Source organism: Sphingobacterium sp. GW821-FHT03E03 (assembly GCF_059420745.1).
This window is the reverse complement of record NZ_JBWKUH010000001.1, coordinates 278735-297179: the sequence shown is the minus strand read 5'-3', so window position 1 is coordinate 297179 and position 18445 is coordinate 278735. Positions and strand designations below refer to the sequence as shown.

Sequence of the window (18445 nt, the reverse complement as noted above, 5' to 3'; positions counted from 1 at the left end):
AATAATTGGCCAAAAAGTCATTAACCACAGATTGAAATCAATTGTATGCATCCCCAAATTTAGTTATTTCTTTATTTTATTAAAAAAATATCTGTATGGACAGACAACAAGAGTCTCTCGTATTTATAAAAAGACCACAATGCATTAGCTGTTGTTATGAGCTACATGAAAGTGTAGAGCATCCTGCGGTGTCATCATAGCTGGATGGGCGCTTTACAGAAAATTCCGGAAATAGTTCTTGGTATGGATTTTCTAAAGCCTGAGTTAGTTTGAGTAGCATCTCTGTTTTCCCATTACTAATTTCTTCAATACACTGGTAAAGCAGGTAGTTTCTCAGTATAAATTTAGGATTTGTCGTTTTCATTAATTCCAGGGATTCTTCCTTTGAAATTGTATTTGAATGCAGACGGGATTGGTACTGTTGAATGAAGTCTGTAAGTTTTCCGAGCTTTTCTTCATTTAAAATAGTATAAGCTATCGGGCTGAAATGTTCCATTAGATCCGTATCTGGAGTTATTTTTTCTAATTGATGGAAGAATAGAGTATGATCAAATTCCAACTCCTGCATTAAGCCCTGCCAGTTGGTGAAAAAGTCTTCATCCTCTTTTCTGAGCCCGTCAAATCCGAATTTTTTGCAAAGCATTTTGTCATGGGATTCCCAAAAAAAAGTACCAAAATTATTTAGCGTGCTTTCCAGGAATTTTTCATCATTGATTATCGGTTGAAGGACATTTGCAAGTTTCCAGAGGTTCCAGTGTGCAATCTGTCCCTGCTTTCCAAATGCATATCTTCTTCCCGGAAGATCCGTTGTATTCGGAGTGAAATTTAAATTATATTCATCTACCATGGAATAGGGACCATAGTCAATCGTTAAACCTAAGATAGACATATTGTCTGTGTTCATTACGCCATGAACAAAACCTACTCTGAACCATTCTACCATTAAGTCTGCCGTGCGGGTACATACTTTTTCAAAAAAATCTTTATATTTCTGAAGATCGGATGAAACAATTTCAGGAAAGTAATTTTCAATCGTAAAATCAAGCAGATCCTGCAATAACTTTTGTTCACCCTGGGCAAACATCAGTTCAAAATGCCCAAAACGGAGGAAGCTTTCGGCCGTTCTTATCACTACGGCCCCTTTTTCGTACTGTGGATTACCGTTATACATGATATCCCGAATAACATCTTCTCCTGTAAAGGCCAGACTCAAGGCTCTGGTAGTGGGTACACCTAAGTGATACATGGCTTCACTCATCATGTATTCGCGTACAGAAGATCGCAATACAGCTCTTCCGTCTGCACGTCTTGAATAAGGAGTTGCACCAGCTCCTTTCCATTGGATCTCTGTTTTCTTACCCGCTGCATTGGTAATTTCTCCTGCGAGAATAGCTCTTCCATCTCCTAGCTGTCCTGCCCAGTTACCAAATTGATGTCCAGCGTAAGCTGTCGCGTAGGTCTGAATATTGTCGGGAAGCTGAGATCCCACCAGAAAATTAAGATCTTTTTCTTCAAATTTTCCCAGCCCTATTTCCTCAGAAAGAACCTCGTTAAAAGTAATTAATTGAGGCTGGTCAAAGCCGGCAGGTTTAATCGTGGCAAATAAAACTTTTGGCGTGCTTCTCTGCATAGGATTATTGGAAAAATCTCCGGGAAATTTTTTGAGGAAAGGTTGTCCGATGTTTTCGATATTCATACCTCAAAGATATTAATTATAAAAGATAAGATCTTCCAAATTATGGAAAGGTCTTGTATATTCTAAAAGAGAAGTTATTAACAGAGTTAAGCGGCAATATTCTGTTTAAATATTTTCCAGATAAATTCCGCGGTGATAAGTGATTCTGACAAAAGTAGATGTGTTTTGCCATGCTGTCAAACTGATAACGAAAGTGATAATGGGCATTATCCGCTGGAGATAAACCCTCGCCTTAACAAATCTGAAATTCTTAGGGATAAACTCCCTGTTCAAGATCTTAGAATAATCTTGAATTTTTAACATAATAGCCGGCAATCAACCGGCCATTATGTTAAAAAATGAATGAAAAAGTTTTTCTAAAAATGCTTGTTCGCCACATCCCACCACAGTCGTGTACCACCGTTATCGGGGCCGTTCAATAGCTGTACAGCAGCTGTGACAGACTGATTATTACTATCATACTCACGTTGCGGATAAGGCATGCGGCGGATGCCTGGAATTGTAGGTATGGTGTTCCCGCTGAAATTTACAATGTTAGGAAATAAAATGGGATAACCTGTACGACGGTATTCTGCCCAGGCTTCATCACCATCCGGAAACATGGCGATCCATTTTTGTGTTATGATGCGCTCAAGTTTCCTGTCATTCGAGTCTCCGTCCTCCCAGCGGATAGTCATCGTGCTCAAATAAGGAGAACCAATAGCCACGTTATTTTCGCCAGCTTTAATAGCTTTTGGGTCAGCATACGCTTTGGGTTTGCTCGTATTGTTATTTTTATAAGCTGTAACCTGGCTGCTTAATCCATACATTTCGAAGGAACGGTCTATACCGGTTTCGTAGTTGGTCTTTGCTGTTCCTGCATTGGACCAGCCGCGCAGCGCAGCTTCTGCTTTCAAAAACCAGCTTTCAGCGGCGATCATTAATTGCATCTGATTCGGAAAAGCTCGGAGCTTCGAATAGTTTTCATAACGGCTTTTGCCATCTATATTTATACCTGAGCGTATGCCTTTATACTGCCCAGCTACCAGGGGATCCGCTGCAGGGTCAAATAATTTTGCCATGCGTGGATCATCATAACCACCGAGTATGGATTCTACGGGCGCACTCATGCGTGTATCACCCCATGCACCAGTGATGGTATTTAAAGGGTGATCCGTACTGAGCCCGATAATGCAGTTGTCGGCGTTTACCTCAAGTAGTCCACCATTGGCAGGATTGAGTGCTTTTTCACCCTCCGTTTTTGCAATATTGGGTGCTATGGCAACGATACGTATCGCCAGTCGTAGACGCAGCGTATTTGCATAGCGTAGCCAACGCTTATAATTATCCGCTGTATAAGCCATATCAGACTTGGCCATTGCTGCGGATTTTGGATTATTCTGGATATCTTTTAAGATCGTTTTCGCCGTATCCAGGTCCAAAAAGAAGTTTTTGTATGCATTTTCCTGCGAATCGTAATCGATCTGTCCATTTTCATTGGGCATATTATATTTGCTGTAAATAATGGGGCCAACTTTGTCACTAGTGCGATGCATAGCCGATACTTTCAGAAGTTTGGCAAAAGCGAAGATATCCTGAAGCCGTTTATCTTGACGGGTGTCGCGTTCCACACGGAAAAGCGGATTCATGGCTTTGATGTAGCGATCTACAAAAATAGCCTGATACCAGCCTGGTACTAGGCTATAGGTAACGTTATTCGCGTTTCCGACGAAGGGAGTTGGGGGAGTAAGGTATCCCGCATAGGTGTCACTGCAGAGGTTATTGGCCAACTGATATTCACCGACGTTTTCGGGAATAATATCACGTTGTGCCTGGGCCAAAAATGAGGCGACTAGTGCATAGTCAGCATTTGCCTCTTCGTCCGTTACACCTGCAGGATTCGTGTTTAATTCAGTGAAGTTTTTGGTACAGCCCGTTAGCAAGCAGGTAGCGAGCAAGATGCAGATGAATCTGCTATAAGGGAAAAATTTGATTGTATTGTCCATGATCTACGTTATTAAAAGGATACCTTGAGATTTAAACCATAACTGCGGGTCGTTGGAAGGGCAAAGCTATCGTAGCCCTGGCCTCCGACACCCGTAGTTGTATTGAGTTCAGGATCATAAGGGGCATCGTTACGAAAGAAAAATAAGTTCCGTCCTGTCAGTGATATGGAGGCCTGCTTGATGCCTTGCCATTTAATAGGAAGCTTGTAGCTTAAAGCAATTTCACGCATCCGAATATTTGTGGCGCTGTAAAGCTGACCTTCGATGATACCATCACGGTTGCCTACTGCACTGTAGTAAGCCTGTGCCGGAAGAAGGCCTTCCCAAGCTGTGCCGTCCATTTTAACAGCTGCAATGTCAACACCGCCGCGATCCCTTGCTGCCGCGCTTTCTTCGCTTACACCAAAGGAATTGAGGTAGCCGTCGGTGATACTAATTACTTTTCCGCCGAACCGGCCGTCTATCGTAAAGCTCAGACCAAAATCTTTGTAAGTAACATTGTTGGTCCATCCCACAATGGCTTTGGGTGTATTATTGCCGATATATCCCGCAGGAGCGATCTGTGGCCGGCCATTGTCATCAACGATAATTGTCCCGTTTTGATCGCGCTTGAACATAGGAGCCCAGAAATCACCAAAGGAACCGCCAAGACGAAGGACATTAAAATTTCCGCCCATGGGGTAAGTATTTCCCAGGTTAGGCGCTAATTTTAGAATCTTGTTGCGGTTGGCAGTAAAATTAAATCCCGTGTTCCAGTTAAAATGCTCTTTTTTAATTGCAGTTACACCCAGAGCCGCTTCAATACCGTTATTCTCAACATTTCCTGCATTCAAAAATACGGTCGTGTTAACAACGCCCACAGGTCCTTGATACTCAAAATATTGATCTCTGGTATTGGTTTTGTAAAGTGCGATATCCAGATTGATACGGTCTTTCCAAAAACGGCCTTCATAACCTAATTCGATACTTTTACTGATTTCGGGTTTCAATGGTATTCCCATGTAGGGCCCCGATACATTTGGGGTCAGAATGCCCGTATTTAAGGTGTTTACAGGGATTGTACTATAGGCGGCAACATCGTTCCCAACTTGGGCAAAAGATAGACGGAGCTTACTGTAGGTAATGAAGCTTGGCAATTTGAATAATTCATTCAGGACTGTTGATACACCTGCCGACCAATAAAAATAGCCCTTATGTTCCTTGGGTGTATTAGCTAGGGTAGAAGCCCAGTCATTTCTAGCCGTTAAATCAAGGTAAACTTTTTCGCGGTAGCCCAAATTGGCCGAAGCAAATAAAGACTGGATCTGTCGACGTGATATGGTTTCAGTCGCTGACTGCATAGGGGCATCACGATAGATATTGCTCATCAGAAACTTATTGGCTATGGCGAGTCGAGCCAGGTCTAAAACAGTGCCATTTGAACGTAAGTCATTGATTGAGGTACCTGCTGTAAAATTTAAATCAAGCTGTTCGGCCCATTGTTTATTACCGGTTAATAATAGATCGCCATATAAGGCTGTACTTTCGCTTCGATCGATATTATAACGGCCATTGTCGCCAAGCTTACCATCGATAGGCAGGCCCGACAGTACGCCCTGTGTTCCCGCATATATCCGGCGTTCCCAATGATCCCAACGCTTGTTCAAGGTTCCGCGGGCACTTACAGACAGCCAATCTGTCAAGACATAACGGAATTGAGCCTGTCCGATAATATTATCCCTTTTTTGATCCGTAGGAATGCGATTGAGCACCCAATAAGGATTTTGCTGATGATGCGTTCCGGTAAGTTTAGCGTCGGCATTGATATTCCACCAGTCCTGCAAATAGAAGTTGCGGCTTTCGGAGAAATATTCGAAATTTTTATATTTATCAAAATCCTGTCCTCTAGGAAACAAGTATAAACCCGCTATCGGGCTGAAGTACAAACCTGAGGAAGGGCGGTTATGGATATTCTGACGCGAATACATCAGACTTCCATCAAAGAAGAGTTTATCGTCAAAGAAGTTCATCGAATTTCGAAAGGTGGCGCTATGCTGCTTAAACGTGTTGGTTGGCAGAATTCCCTTGTTGCTTGTATTGGCATACGAAAAATAGCTCTGTATGCGATTGGTTCCGCCACTCAGGGCTAAGGTATTGATAAAAGTTGTTCCGGTATTGTAGAAATCTTTTACAGGATCAGCGAAATTACCTTTCTCACCCCAGCTTTCCTCGCTCGAAGGTGTGGTCTGTCCATAGCGGTATTGCAATTTGGGCAGGTAAAAAGCTTTGTCAGCCGTGAAACCGCTGGAGAGATCAATTTTCAAGTTTCCCTCAGCTCCTTTTTTTGTGGTGATCATAATTGCACCATTGGCACCCTGGCTGCCGTATAATGCAGAGGCTGATGCACCTTTCAGAACATTGATGCTCGCGATGTCATCAGCATTCAAGGTACTCAGGATATCACCACGATCGGTAGCTCCACCGAAGGCGCCATCGTTGCCACTACCGTTTGTATTTGTGATCGGGAGACCATCAATGACATACAAAGGCTGGTTGTTGCGGTTTGATTTAAATCCACGTAGCACAATATTCACGGATCCACCCATACCCGATGAACTGCGGTTGATCTGCACGCCCGAGACTTTACCTGTCAGGTTATTCATGGGATTGACATCCTTTACTTTGGTCAGTTCGTCACCTTTTACGACCTGCGTCGAGTAGGTTAGACTTTTGGCCTTCCGCTGAATACCTAAAGCTGTGACCACGACCGTCTCCAGGGAAGACGATTTGCTCGTCATCTTGATGCTGATGTCGTTTTCTTGTGCCGTTATGGTACGCCTTGCATCTTCATAACCAACGAGTGTCACCAGCAGCTTGACTGCACCCTGAGGTACATTTAACGTGAATTTCCCCTGATCGTCGGTAGAGGTTCCGACGTTGGTAGATTCGAGGCGGACCGTTGCACCTCCCAAAGGTGCATTGGTGGCGAGGTCAACAAGGCTTCCTTTTAGCGTCCGTTGTTGACCATGGGCTAATGGGATGATCACTAGCCATAGAAGTAAAAAAGACAAGATTTTACTCATAATCATGTAATTAAAAATTGGTTAAAAATTGTGTTTGACCCAAGTAGATGAAGATGCAAACGCCGACAAGCCGAATCAACTTTAGTATTGTCTACATAAATGTAAAGAAAAAGTTACGCAATAAAAAAGACTTTTTTTGAAAAAATTTAACATGTTAAAAGTATCTGATAATCAATTATATATAGGTTAATCTGCCATTAAGGGTATCTTCCTCAAGTAGCTGCCTTGATATCTTAGAGAGTCTTTCAATGGTAAATTTAGAGACAAATGCTTGTCAGTAAACCCATAACTATTTCGATTGTCGAAATGAATGGAGAGCCAGTGTCAGAAGCGGTGCGGGATACCGACAACAAGATTATCGGCAAAATAAATTCGGGTGAAATTATCTAAAGGGATTAGACACTATCTCGAGAATTGCGTAAATTAGAGAGAGGGCTAACTCAAAACACCTAAATATAAAAGATAAGACCTTCCAAATTATTGAAAGGTCTTTTATGTTCAGCTTTTCATTGCGATTGCTTTAAATAGCTTGTATTTGTCTAATCATTTGATTGGTAAATCCCCATTCATTATCATACCAGGCCATTACTTTCACAAGATCGCCATCGACAACTCTTGTCATTTCCAGATCAACTGTCGCTGCAAACGGACTTTTGATGATATCTGTAGATACAAGGGGTTCATCTGTTACCGTTAGCACCTTTTTATAGCGATCAGTTTTAGATTCATCGATCAAAATTTGATTTATCTCTTCGATCGTTGTGAGCCTTTCGGCAATAAAAGTAATATCGGATATAGATCCCACCGGAACAGGTACCCGAACTGCTATGCCGTCAAACTTTCCGGCGTATTGCGGAAGTGCTTTTGTAGTCGCTATCGCAGCACCGGTAGCAGCAGGAGCAAGGTTAATTCCTGCAGCCCTTCCCATACGCGGTTCTTTTTTTGAAGGAGCATCTACAAGTGCCTGTGAAGCAGTATAACCGTGTGTGGTATTTAGAATTGCTTTTTTGATTCCTATCTTTCTTCCTAATATTTCGATGATCGGGCTGATATTGTTGGTCGTGCAGCTTGCGCATGAAAAAACAGAAACCTTTCCATCTTCGGTATTTACCCCATGGACAACAGTAGGCGTATATTTGGTAGGACCCGAGATGACTACAAATTTTGCTCCGGACGTCAAATGTTTTTCAGCATCGGCTTTGTTCGTGAAAATACCCGTACTTTCGATGATGATATCAGCTTGAATATCTTTCCAGAGTAATTTTTCAATTTCTCTTATGCTTGTATATTTAACAGTCTTTCCATCGACTATAAGTGTATCTCCCTCGATGCGTACATCTTTTTCATATTTACCATAATTACTGTCATATTTGAGCAGGTAGGCAGCGTTTTCTATACTCATCAGATCATTGATTCCGACAACCTCAAGGTCGGCAGTTTCAGTTATTATTTTTAAAGCGGCACGTCCGATGCGGCCAAATCCATTAATAGCAATCTTTTTCATAACATTCCTTTTAATTCTGTTTATATTTTTTTCTATTTAATGTATTATCTAAGTTCTTCTATTTTCCGATAAAAAAGATTGACATTGGTCAATAAATTCCCTTTGCTAAAGTCACTTCGTAGTTTTTACTGATTATTAAACTGTCCATCGTTATAGCTGCAGCTATTCGCAACTGTGGTATTTCGTAACATGCTGATTATAAATAAAAAAAAGTCAATTACATTTGTCAATTCTTTTTCGTCAAAAATTGGCAAAAAACAATCTAAAACCATAATTTGACGCGTCTTTGAAAGGGAATAAACCCTAGAGATGGAATTGGCATAAAAGATATTTGCAGATAATATTAAATAATTCTATCTGTACATAGAAAGCCGTTCACATTTTTATTTTCGCTAACATCAGCTTTGGTTATTCAGCTTTGGTTATAAAGAGCTGCTTTTGTCGAATTTTAAATGTTTGTACATATTTATTTTTTTGATTAATCTTGGCTCTGAAATTCATTTATGAATCTTCTAAAATTTTTAAATTAATAAAAACAGACAATGAAGTTCACTATTCTCTTTTTAATATTCGCATTTATTTGTTTTAACGGCGAAGCTCAAAAGCAACCTGAAACCTTTAAGGTGATGGCATGGAATATCTTGCACGGAGCCAATGATAGCGAGAACGGTAAAGCACATGCGGTACAGATTATAAGAGAAATAAATCCGGATGTCATATTGATGGTAGAAACTTACGGTTCTGGTAAAGAAATAGCCGATTCCTTAGGCTACAATTTTCATTTAATTGCTCCTGAAGGAACAGCCTTAAATGATAAGAAAGTTAATCTGTCAATTATATCAAGATATCCTTTTGGGGAACGGATTGATACTGAATTTCCTTTTTATCTGGGCGGAAGAGAAATTATCATCCAAAACCAAAAGATCCGATTTTTCTCGAACTGGTTTCATTATTTACCATGGGAAAACGAACCCGAAAAGTTGGGTAAAACAGCCGAAGAGCTTCTTGTTTGGGAAAGATCGGGTGCTAAATACGAAATGATACAAAAGGTATTACCCTGTTTAAAAAAGTATGCTGCACAAGCGGATTCAATACCAATGATTCTTGGTGGAGATCTAAATACCCCTTCTCATTTGGATTGGGGCAAGAATACGAAGAAAATGCATAATAATCTGGTGGTCCCCTGGTATTCAACAAAAGTATTGGCAGATATTGGATTGATGGATACTTATAGAACCTTGAACTCAAATCCCATCACACATCCAGGTATTACATGGCATACGAAAGGTGAAAATGATAACCATCGGATCGATTATATATTTTACAAGAGTCCAATGTTAAAAGCGATAAAATCTGAGTCTTATCAAGCATTTTTTAATGAGACCATAAAACTGAATGGTAAAGAAATTTTATACCCTTCTGATCATGGTTTTGTCGTGACAACATTTAAAATAAGGTAACAACGATCATAATCACATCGATTATAAAACTCAAGTATATATTTAGTATACCTGCTCAATCTGTATGGAAGTTAATAAATAGGGAAACCAACAGAGCTGTCAATATTAGTCATGTACTACTGTTGATAACCGTACTATTAACCTTAGTGGGGTGTTTATTGTTTCAATAATAATTGAAGTTTTATGATTTCATCAGCTGAATTTGTGAAAGAATTAATTAAAAGGTTTCCAGCGATCAAAGACGATATACTTGGTGAGGCTTTTGCCTTTTCAATCACTCTGCAGATGGGGATGTTACAAAGATTTATCCGAAATCTACATAAGTACTAAATATTAATTAATATTTAACGTCTCTCCATTTAATGCTAATATTGCTATAGAAGCCGTTCCCATCAGCTGCACATTGAGTAAGGATGATATTTCAATACTCGTATGTTTTGACAGGCGATTGATGCTGAATTCGACGACAGCGGCCTGAATCTGCGGAAGCAGTATCTGCCCGATTCTTGCACCAGTTCCACTAATAATCACTTTTTCTGGATTGACAATATGTATTAGCGTAGCAATACCTTTTCCAAGCATATAACCTATCCTAGAAAAGGAATTAATCGCTAGTTGATCACCACCTATAGCTGCTTCCATCAATTGATCTAATGTGATTTTTCGTTCCCGTTGGTATAGTTCGCTGAGTATTGACACCTCTCCAGCATCAAGTTTTAAACTGGCACACTCGACCGCGGCAAGAAGAGATGCTTCAACTTCGAGGCATCCCTTCTTGCCGCAGGAACATAGTTTATTTTGATCCGACAGCGGAATATGACTAAACTCGCCAGCGAATCCAACACTACCTCTAAATAGTTCATTTTTTAAAATCATGCCCATGCCTACTCCCCAATTGAGATTGATAACCAATGCATTTTCAGTATCCTTGGCTTTGCCAAAATTATGCTCCGCAATGGCGATAGCTGCAGAATCATTTTCGATATATGCAGGGCGTTTCAGATGCTGCTGAATTATATCTCTTATATTAAAAAGAGGATGTTGTTCGCAATAGGATGTATTTATACCTTTAGCCGAATTAACGAAACCTGGCATAGTAATTCCCACAATTAGTATTTTTGCAGCTAATTGATCCGCTAAATAATGATCAATTCGTTCCAAAATTCTTACATGTAGATTGCTGTCTAGCTGTAGATTTATTGTTTCCTGTGAGGAATTTTTTATGATGTTGTTTGAAAGATCCAATAAAGTAATAGTGAAGCTATATTGATCAATAGTAATAGCCAATATAAAAGGTAGATTCTTTCCGTTCAACGAATAACTAGTCGCTCTACGTCCGCCAGTTGATGGCGCGAGGCCTTCACAAGTGATGATGTTTTTTTCAAGAAGATACTGGATACTATTGGTTGTATTAGGTATGCTTTTTCCTATATTTTTGCTGAGTTCTGCGATGGACAGTGTGCCCGAAAAATAGAGTGTTTTAACGATAACCTGATGTAATGGATTCATATTTAGCTTTCAGTAAGTGATTGTATATTTGCATTGAATACCTATATGGCTGTAAATGCACATGAGTATGATAAATTCTAGTTCGGCGAACCAACTAGGCTGTAGGCAATAGTAAATAGAGTTTTATTTATATTCAATATTATGTAGATCTCATTGTGGGAGAAAACAGGTAAGACTATTTTGAGGAAGCTCAACAGCATAAATAAAGTAAGTTTTAACAGCTTGTCGAACTATTATAAAGAATCCTTCAAACATATTTTATCCGAGGTCAACTATAATGCCAACGTCAAAAGGCCTGTTTAAAGCATATTTCCTTTGTTTTCTCCTATTAGATGTCCGAAAACGGACATTAGAACTTTTGAATCGTACGATAATGGTACACAACGATAAAAGTATGCGCACGTTGTTGTGGAGATATTTATTCAATTTGTAGTAGACCTGATCCATATACAACTCCGGACAATGCAATTAATATCAAATCTAGACCAATTGTATATTACCAAAAGAGAGGGGGAGTTCAAAAGTCGTTTTAGATCCGAAAAATTTCTAAATGAGAAATTCCAATAATTGTGTACATTGTGTCTTATAACCTATAAAAATCAATAGATGAATTTAAGAGAAGCAAGAGTGTCGGATATTCCACAGATGCAAATAGTAAGGAATGCTGTAAAGGAAAATCCATTATCGGATCCAGGTCTGGTAACTGATCAGGACTGTCAAGATTTTATAATAAAAAGAGGCAAAGGATGGGTGTTTGAAATTAACAATAATATTGTTGGTTTTGCAATAGTGGATCTGGCTGAACATAATATTTGGGCATTATTTGTACATCCGGAATATGAGAAACGGGGAATAGGGAAACAACTGCACGATATTATGCTGGACTGGTACTTTAACCAAACAGAACATACAGTATGGCTGGGAACCGCACCCGGTACGAGAGCAGAACGTTTTTACCGAAAAGCCGGGTGGAGGGAAATCGGAACTCATGGTAAAGGTGAAGTCAAATTCGAAATGCCTTTCAAAAAATGGAAGGAGTCGGCGGTTTAAAGCTTTTTGGTCATGTCGTGACTATTACAACTCAACGGACAAAAAGCGCCGCTTTAAACCAAGTGGCGCTTTTTATTATTTATTTGAGAAGCTAATGTTCCCTTATCGCAGTTTCGTCTTTCAAGATCAGGTCTGCAATTTCATCTTTCCGTTTAAAGCTTACACCCTTGTGCTGTTGCATGTAACGGATAATCTGTTCGGTGGCATTCACCATTTGCGGCGTTCCGCCAATTCTGTCATGAAAACTGATCGACAGTTGTCTGCGCTTGGTTTCAGCTTCTTGATAAAGTTGATCAAATTCCATTTTAACCTGCCGTGCAAATTGATCGGTTGAGTAATGTTCACCAGCAATCAATTGGATATCGTTGCAACGAAGTGTATAAGGTATTACCGCAAAGTCCTTGTTTTTTACTTTGATAATAAAAGGTTCATCCCTGCTCAGATCGTCAATATGATATTTGAAACCCAAATCCTGTAGAATATTTAGTGTATTCTCGCCACGTCGCAACCAGTTGGCGTTATAACCAACGGGACGAAATCCAGTTGACTGCATAATCGCTTCTACGCCATCCTGTATGAATTTCTTTTCTTCCTCATAAGGAAGATTATATTGTTTACTCCAGTTCATTCCATGTGCTGCCGCTTCGTGACCTCTTTCGACAATTTCTTTTGCCAGTTGCGAGTTGTTGAGTACGGCAGAACCGACCATATGTGATGTAACTTTGATTCCAAGCCTGTCCCAGTTATCAAGCATTCTGGGAATACCTTCCTTATAGCCATATTGATACCAAGTTTCGGCAGGAAGATCTTTAAAGCCCTTTTCCATATTCTGTGGGAAGGGGCTTTCTGCATTGTCGGGCTGTCCGCCAGATTCAAACTGCATGGATATGGAGACGATCAATCTGGAGCCGTCTGACCATTTGGAATTATATTTTACTGGAGATCTGTCTTGGAGATTACTCGAACTATTTGCAAAAGGCAATACACTCAACGTACCAAGCGCTCCGGTTTGTTTAATAAATGTGCGTCTTGTGGTCATGGATTAAAGATTGAAAAGTTTATCTAAGGCCCAAGAGTTGCTCTGAATAAATTGTAGCAGCAGGGCAAAAAAAGCAAGGTGCAGTAACTGAGAGGGAATCGCTTCCCAGTTCTCAATCATGGCTGTACCAAAAAGCAGGATAAGCAATACTCCCGCTCCCATGATTAGTGCAGGTTTTGTAAACAAACCAATCAATAGAAACAGGCCCACCGTGAATTCTGCCACAGGTAGTACATAGCTGAAGGGTAGTACCATAACTTTTGGCAAAAAGGATTTTTCAAAACTGGCCATCATCCATTGGCTGAAAGCATTTAATTTAGGTAGCCGTACAAGACCGTGTCCAAACAAACTGATGGCAATGCCCAGCCGAAGGAGTAAGAAAACTGTTTTATCCATTATCTTATTTTAATTATTATTTGATGATTCAAAATTGCATCAATCTACTGTCTGAAATCGGTATATTTGGAGGTATTATCGGTAAAAAAACAGGATGAGGTTAAAAACATTGCATAGGCCATTTGAAATCGAGCTGCTCACATTAAATGAGTATACTGCCGTTCCTCATAAAAATACCTATTTCGAAATGGTTTTTATTTTGGAAGGAAGTGGTGTTCAGATTATCAATGAGCATGAGCTTCCTTATGATAGCGATAAGCTTTTTTTAATTTTTCCACAGGATTCGCACTCCTTTCGTATAGCCATAACAACGAGTTTCTGCTTTATTAGATTTAATGAAAGTTACTTAAAAACTCAGCATAGAGAATGGGTCCAGAAGCTTGAATACATCTTTTACAATTATGATCATTTGCCTGGCTGTATTCTTAAAACTGTTACTGATAAGCCAATGGTAAGAGCTTTGACCGAGGCTCTGTTAAGGGAACAGCAAAATGGAGGCCCCCATCATCAGGAAGTTATCCAACAGTTGCTGAACACCGTCATTTCCATCGCTGCACGAAATACTGCATCCGTTCAAACGGCATATCCTTATCAACCATCTCATCCATTGTCAATGCTTGGATATGTACACCAAAATATCAAACGGCCAGGGGCACTAAAGATTGAAGAGCTAGCTTCCTATTTTCATTTGTCGCCAAACTATGTGGGGGAGTATTTTAAAAAGGAGACGGGGGAAAGCCTGCAAAAGTATATCCGCCATTACAGGCTCCAAATGATTGAAGCAGCACTGATACATACAAACAGACGAATTAGCGAAATCGCGCTAGACTTCGGATTTACGGATACCAGCCACCTCAACAAGATGTTCCATAAAGAGTATGGTGTAAGTCCCACAACTTTTAGGAAAAGACTACTCGAAAAAAGTGGACATCTATAAATCCATGTGAAATCCTTTGCTTATTGCAAATATCAGACTGTTCGGTATCTCCCACGTACCGCTTACATATAACTTGTTGTCCTCCGATAGTTTCCGTAGCACCATTCTTTTGCTATACACATCAAAACAAAAGGATATGGCAAATCAATAAAATTCCATTGCCCGCCATAGCCTTCTTGTTTCAGTAAAAAGCTCCAATTGATCATCTCAATAATATGATACCTCATAAACATATTATTGTTCAACCCCATATTTTATCAAGTTGAAAGATACGCTAAAGAATATTTTAATAAAGGTATTTGCAATTATTATCGAGCTTCTCACAAGTATCAAAATGCTTGATTTATTATAACAGAGCTAATACATTATTGACCGTTTAATATGATATTGATTAAAAACCTATTTATACTTTTGTTGATCTCCTGTGCAACAGCTGGTCGCCAGAATATGAGTGTGATGACCAATGCCAACATGAAATTCAATTTGTTAATTTTCGTAGTTAATACTTATTTTTTGTTTCTGTTCTTTAGTATGCGGTGACGTAGTTCCTGTTCTTTGTCTGCGTCCCAATATTTGCAGTCAAGCTCAATGAACAAGGAAGTATAAGGCAATACGGACGCTGTTTTGAGAATGACAATGTTAAACAGTTTGGATGCGTCATCTATTTTTTTGAAAACAGACGCGTGGGGGATGACATGGATATCTGAACCGAAGATGGTACCAATTTCCTTTTTAAAGGTATCCACTCCGGGGACAAGTTGTTCGTCGATATTAGCAAGTTCTTCATCCTGATAGACAATCGGTCGGATATGGTCCTGTATTTTCAATAAGCTATCCATTTGTTGTACTACTTCTGATAGATCCTGTGCAGTATTGATGATAGTGACATTGGCGCTACTCGGTGTTGGATAGGCTTTGTCTACGATCAATATCCAGTTGCGGTGACCCAATAGAGGTAATGTTGCTTCCATTTGATTTTGCCAGCTACTATCTTTTACCGCAGTTTTCTCAGTCGACTGAGATAATGGCGCTTGGCAACTGCCAATAAGGAGGCCAAAGCAGAAAAATCCAAGCAAATAGGTTGTTATCTTTTTCATGACCAAGTGATGTTTAGTTTGTCTCCCGTCTGCAGTGTCAATTCATTCGTGAAAATTAATTTTAGCTGTTGTTGGATGACTTCTGTCTCCGATACTTGTACAGCTTTACCATTTAATCTTATCTTAAGATTTTTTGTTTGGCGCGGCAGTTTGGAAAGGTGACCAATACTCAAAGTCCGTAAACCCAGCGATCCATATGTCAGGGATATCATAGCTTCAAAGGAAGACCGCTGGGTTTGCTGATAAGTTCCCCAGCCGGTTGCTGCAGTAAAAGCGGCTTTGAAGTCCGCATGTTGCATTCGTGGGGCAAAACCAAGATGTTTTTTAGGACCATGATATTGGTATCCGCAAGCATTTATAAAAGTACCGTAGCTAGCCATTGCTCGCGCGTAGTGATCACTACATTCGATCTCATTATAAGGATTGCGTTTTGCGGCATCGTATCGCTCATGGATGCAACGAGTCAAGATCAGACTTTCCTCCACCATTCCCTCAGCCATCATATGAGCAGCAACCTGATGTTCAAACCCGCTCATGCATTCGTGAAAGTAACCAAGTTGCCATGTCATATCTTCGCCATAAGCTGCAGTTTCATTGTTCGGATTCGTATTCATGACCATACCACCTTCACCGGATAAGGCATAGGGTCTGCCATTAAGGTGCGTTCGGATATAAGGTCCTACATCCATGGTGAAATTATAGTTCCATAATGCCTTTAAGGCCGAGCGTGTTTTCTCAACGCTATTTATCCGGGGCAGATTGACCTGAAATGTCCAGGCCTGGCCATATACCTGATCGATATGGCAAGTGTTATAGGAACCCAGTTTTTTCCGACCAAATTCCTTGTTTGGCCGATGGATATAGTATTCTCCATTAAATAATTCTGTATCCATTGCTGTCATTCCTTTACTGACGTATTGTGCACATGTTTTTTGGAATACCTGATCATTCATTTCAATTGCCATCAGTTCGGCAGCTTTAACTGCTGCAAGACATAAACCTACGATCCAGGCAATCTCACCTTCCCAGACTGCATCAAGTGTATTTTCCATCGGAGTGTCGGTCATACCATCACCATTTCTGTCCTGATCGATGATGAATTGAACAGCTTTTTTGAGTTTTTGCCAGTTATGAGCCAGAAAACCGTTGTCTTCCGACATTTGGTGTTCCCTGTAAAAACGGAGTATCACCCCAGCTTGACCATCAATAGCAGGGCGAGTCTCATATTCTGCGCGGAATATGATAGCCCCGCTTTCAGGGACGAAGCCAACACCTAGATCCGTAGTTTCGCGAAGATTTCGTTCAAGTTCAGGAAAGAGGCGACTCATTGTTTGTCCATATTGCCATACATGGGTACAGGTACCTGCACAGGCACCAACACCTTCCCAAGCCCAAAAGCGACCACTGGCAAAACGATAGGTATTTGCAGTAGCCAGGGTGCCGATATTAACCAGTGTACGGTCCAGAAACCAGTGGGGGAGTGTCGAATTGTACCAAGTCTCGACCCAAGTTAATGTAAATTTGTTTAGATCGTCTCTATGTTGGTGATAATATTTTAAAACATCACTAGCATCTGAAAACTTGGTGCCATACCAATAGCCTTGTTGTGCATCTTTGATCTTTTCACGCAACAGAGGGTGGGGATTGTTGAAATGCCAACTGATGGCATAGGATACAGCATCGGTGCTTTGCGGAGAGATCTCACGTTGGACTATTATGTTCCCGATTTGGAGCTGGTCGAATGGCACAGATGCTGACTCTTTGCCAAATTTCTTTTGCGCCGGATCGAAGGGCCAGGAGTCTACCATAGCATTTGCGGTAGCGTCAACGGCATCACAGTAAAGTGCCATGGTACCATAGTCTCCCGCCAGTTTTTCGGCTTGGGGAACACCCTCACAGGAATAAAGTATACTTTGTACATTTTCGATGGATACTACCTGTGCAAGCTTTGTAACCCCTTTAAATTCTTTGCGAGGTTTGTGCACTCCGTTTTCCAGCCAGGCACAAAAGGCCACTTGAACTTTGTGTTTGGTCTTATTTTTTGCTTTCAGATGCATCGTAGTCATTGGCAACGATGAGTTCTCCGCATCTAATGGAATAAATGGCGAATAGATATGTAATTCGATGTCGAGGGGTGAATCCTCTGCCAAATAGATGATTTTGCAGCTGGGGTATGCCGATTCAAAAATGACCTCATCCCAGTGTTCTTTACGTAATTCGCGTGTCTGGACATTTCCATTTCCCGATATGGTTACAGAAAAGCCTTGTTCCAGTACCCTTAAATTATCGGCTATTGCAGGCTCAATATATGCCGCACCGTCACGAGGCCTGATATTGACGTACTCGCGACCATTATACCATTGTACAAGCTTTGGTTCTATACCTTCCTTGATTCCTTCATAGGTCTCATTATAGATCTGCCAGAGCCAGAGACGTCCATCGCCACCGGCATAGACCGTTCCCGCGTGAAGTCCTCCGACGGGCATTCCGATGTATTGTAATTCGTTTTTGCTCTTGTAATAACGGGTTTTCTGACCCCGCTTATAGAGCTGTTCAATCCACTTGGGATTGATTCTCTTATCGGCAGTAATATTATGCAGGGGCTGATCCCAAGCAAAGATGCTGCTTGCCCAGCTTGGGAACTGGGCAAGTAGTAATGCTGTACTTAGTAAACTAGAACTTTTTAAAAAGGATCTTCTATTCATAATTG

At 40.5% G+C, this 18445-nt stretch carries 13 protein-coding genes; 3 read left to right on the top strand and 10 right to left on the bottom strand.

From position 1 onward, the window contains the following. Positions 1 to 154 precede the first annotated feature (154 nt). The 4 genes from AC07UV_RS01210 to AC07UV_RS01195 all read right to left on the bottom strand — a co-directional run bounded on the left by AC07UV_RS01210 (position 155) and on the right by AC07UV_RS01195 (position 8247). A complete protein-coding gene (locus tag AC07UV_RS01210; protein WP_495182429.1) occupies positions 155 to 1696 on the bottom strand; it encodes a protein adenylyltransferase SelO in 1542 nt (513 codons plus the stop codon). A 356-nt stretch (positions 1697 to 2052) separates the two neighbouring features. Then, the gene (locus AC07UV_RS01205) at positions 2053 to 3681 is read right to left on the bottom strand and encodes a SusD/RagB family nutrient-binding outer membrane lipoprotein (RefSeq protein ID WP_495182428.1); all 1629 of its coding nucleotides are present in this window, start codon (positions 3679 to 3681) and stop codon (positions 2053 to 2055) included. An 11-nt stretch (positions 3682 to 3692) separates the two neighbouring features. Beyond that, a complete protein-coding gene (locus AC07UV_RS01200) occupies positions 3693 to 6743 on the bottom strand; it encodes a SusC/RagA family TonB-linked outer membrane protein (RefSeq protein WP_495182427.1) in 3051 nt (1016 codons plus the stop codon). 520 nt (positions 6744 to 7263) lie between these two features. Then, complete coding sequence (locus tag AC07UV_RS01195) at positions 7264 to 8247, bottom strand: type I glyceraldehyde-3-phosphate dehydrogenase (RefSeq protein WP_495182426.1); 984 nt, start codon at positions 8245 to 8247, stop codon at positions 7264 to 7266. 542 nt (positions 8248 to 8789) lie between these two features. Between AC07UV_RS01195 and AC07UV_RS01190 the strand changes: the two genes are divergently transcribed. Then, a complete protein-coding gene (locus AC07UV_RS01190; RefSeq protein WP_282253836.1) occupies positions 8790 to 9707 on the top strand; it encodes an endonuclease/exonuclease/phosphatase family protein in 918 nt (305 codons plus the stop codon). A gap of 333 nt (positions 9708 to 10040) precedes the next feature. On the opposite strand, the gene AC07UV_RS01185 is transcribed toward AC07UV_RS01190, so the two are convergent. Further along, positions 10041 to 11216, bottom strand: a complete 1176-nt coding sequence (locus tag AC07UV_RS01185) for an ROK family protein (protein WP_495182425.1) — start codon at positions 11214 to 11216, stop codon at positions 10041 to 10043. Positions 11217 to 11822: 606 nt separating this feature from the next. Between AC07UV_RS01185 and AC07UV_RS01180 the strand changes: the two genes are divergently transcribed. Then, positions 11823 to 12266 (top strand): GNAT family N-acetyltransferase, encoded by a 444-nt coding sequence (locus tag AC07UV_RS01180; protein ID WP_282253838.1) that lies wholly within the window; start codon positions 11823 to 11825, stop codon positions 12264 to 12266. A 91-nt stretch (positions 12267 to 12357) separates the two neighbouring features. Here the strand turns inward: AC07UV_RS01180 and AC07UV_RS01175 are convergent, their stop codons facing one another. Together AC07UV_RS01175 and AC07UV_RS01170 are read right to left on the bottom strand one after the other, a co-directional pair. Then, entirely contained in the window at positions 12358 to 13305 is a 948-nt protein-coding gene (locus AC07UV_RS01175; RefSeq protein WP_282253839.1) for a polysaccharide deacetylase family protein, read from the bottom strand. Between the two features lie 3 nt (positions 13306 to 13308). Next, positions 13309 to 13701: a DoxX family membrane protein gene (locus AC07UV_RS01170; protein ID WP_495182424.1), complete on the bottom strand. Its 393-nt coding sequence runs from the start codon at positions 13699 to 13701 to the stop codon at positions 13309 to 13311. Positions 13702 to 13795: 94 nt separating this feature from the next. Between AC07UV_RS01170 and AC07UV_RS01165 the strand changes: the two genes are divergently transcribed. Then, complete coding sequence (locus tag AC07UV_RS01165) at positions 13796 to 14638, top strand: AraC family transcriptional regulator (protein WP_495182423.1); 843 nt, start codon at positions 13796 to 13798, stop codon at positions 14636 to 14638. 62 nt (positions 14639 to 14700) lie between these two features. On the opposite strand, the gene AC07UV_RS01160 is transcribed toward AC07UV_RS01165, so the two are convergent. The 3 genes from AC07UV_RS01160 to AC07UV_RS01150 form a co-directional block, all read right to left on the bottom strand. Continuing rightward, positions 14701 to 14865 (bottom strand): hypothetical protein, encoded by a 165-nt coding sequence (locus AC07UV_RS01160; RefSeq protein ID WP_282253842.1) that lies wholly within the window; start codon positions 14863 to 14865, stop codon positions 14701 to 14703. Positions 14866 to 15144: 279 nt separating this feature from the next. After that, the gene (locus AC07UV_RS01155; protein WP_495182422.1) at positions 15145 to 15735 is read right to left on the bottom strand and encodes a hypothetical protein; all 591 of its coding nucleotides are present in this window, start codon (positions 15733 to 15735) and stop codon (positions 15145 to 15147) included. Beyond that, on the bottom strand, positions 15732 to 18440 hold the full coding sequence (locus AC07UV_RS01150; RefSeq protein ID WP_495182421.1) for a GH116 family glycosyl hydrolase: 2709 nt from the start codon (positions 18438 to 18440) through the stop codon (positions 15732 to 15734). Before AC07UV_RS01150 ends, AC07UV_RS01155 begins: the two co-directional genes overlap by 4 nt. Between the last annotated feature and the right edge of the window lie 5 nt (positions 18441 to 18445).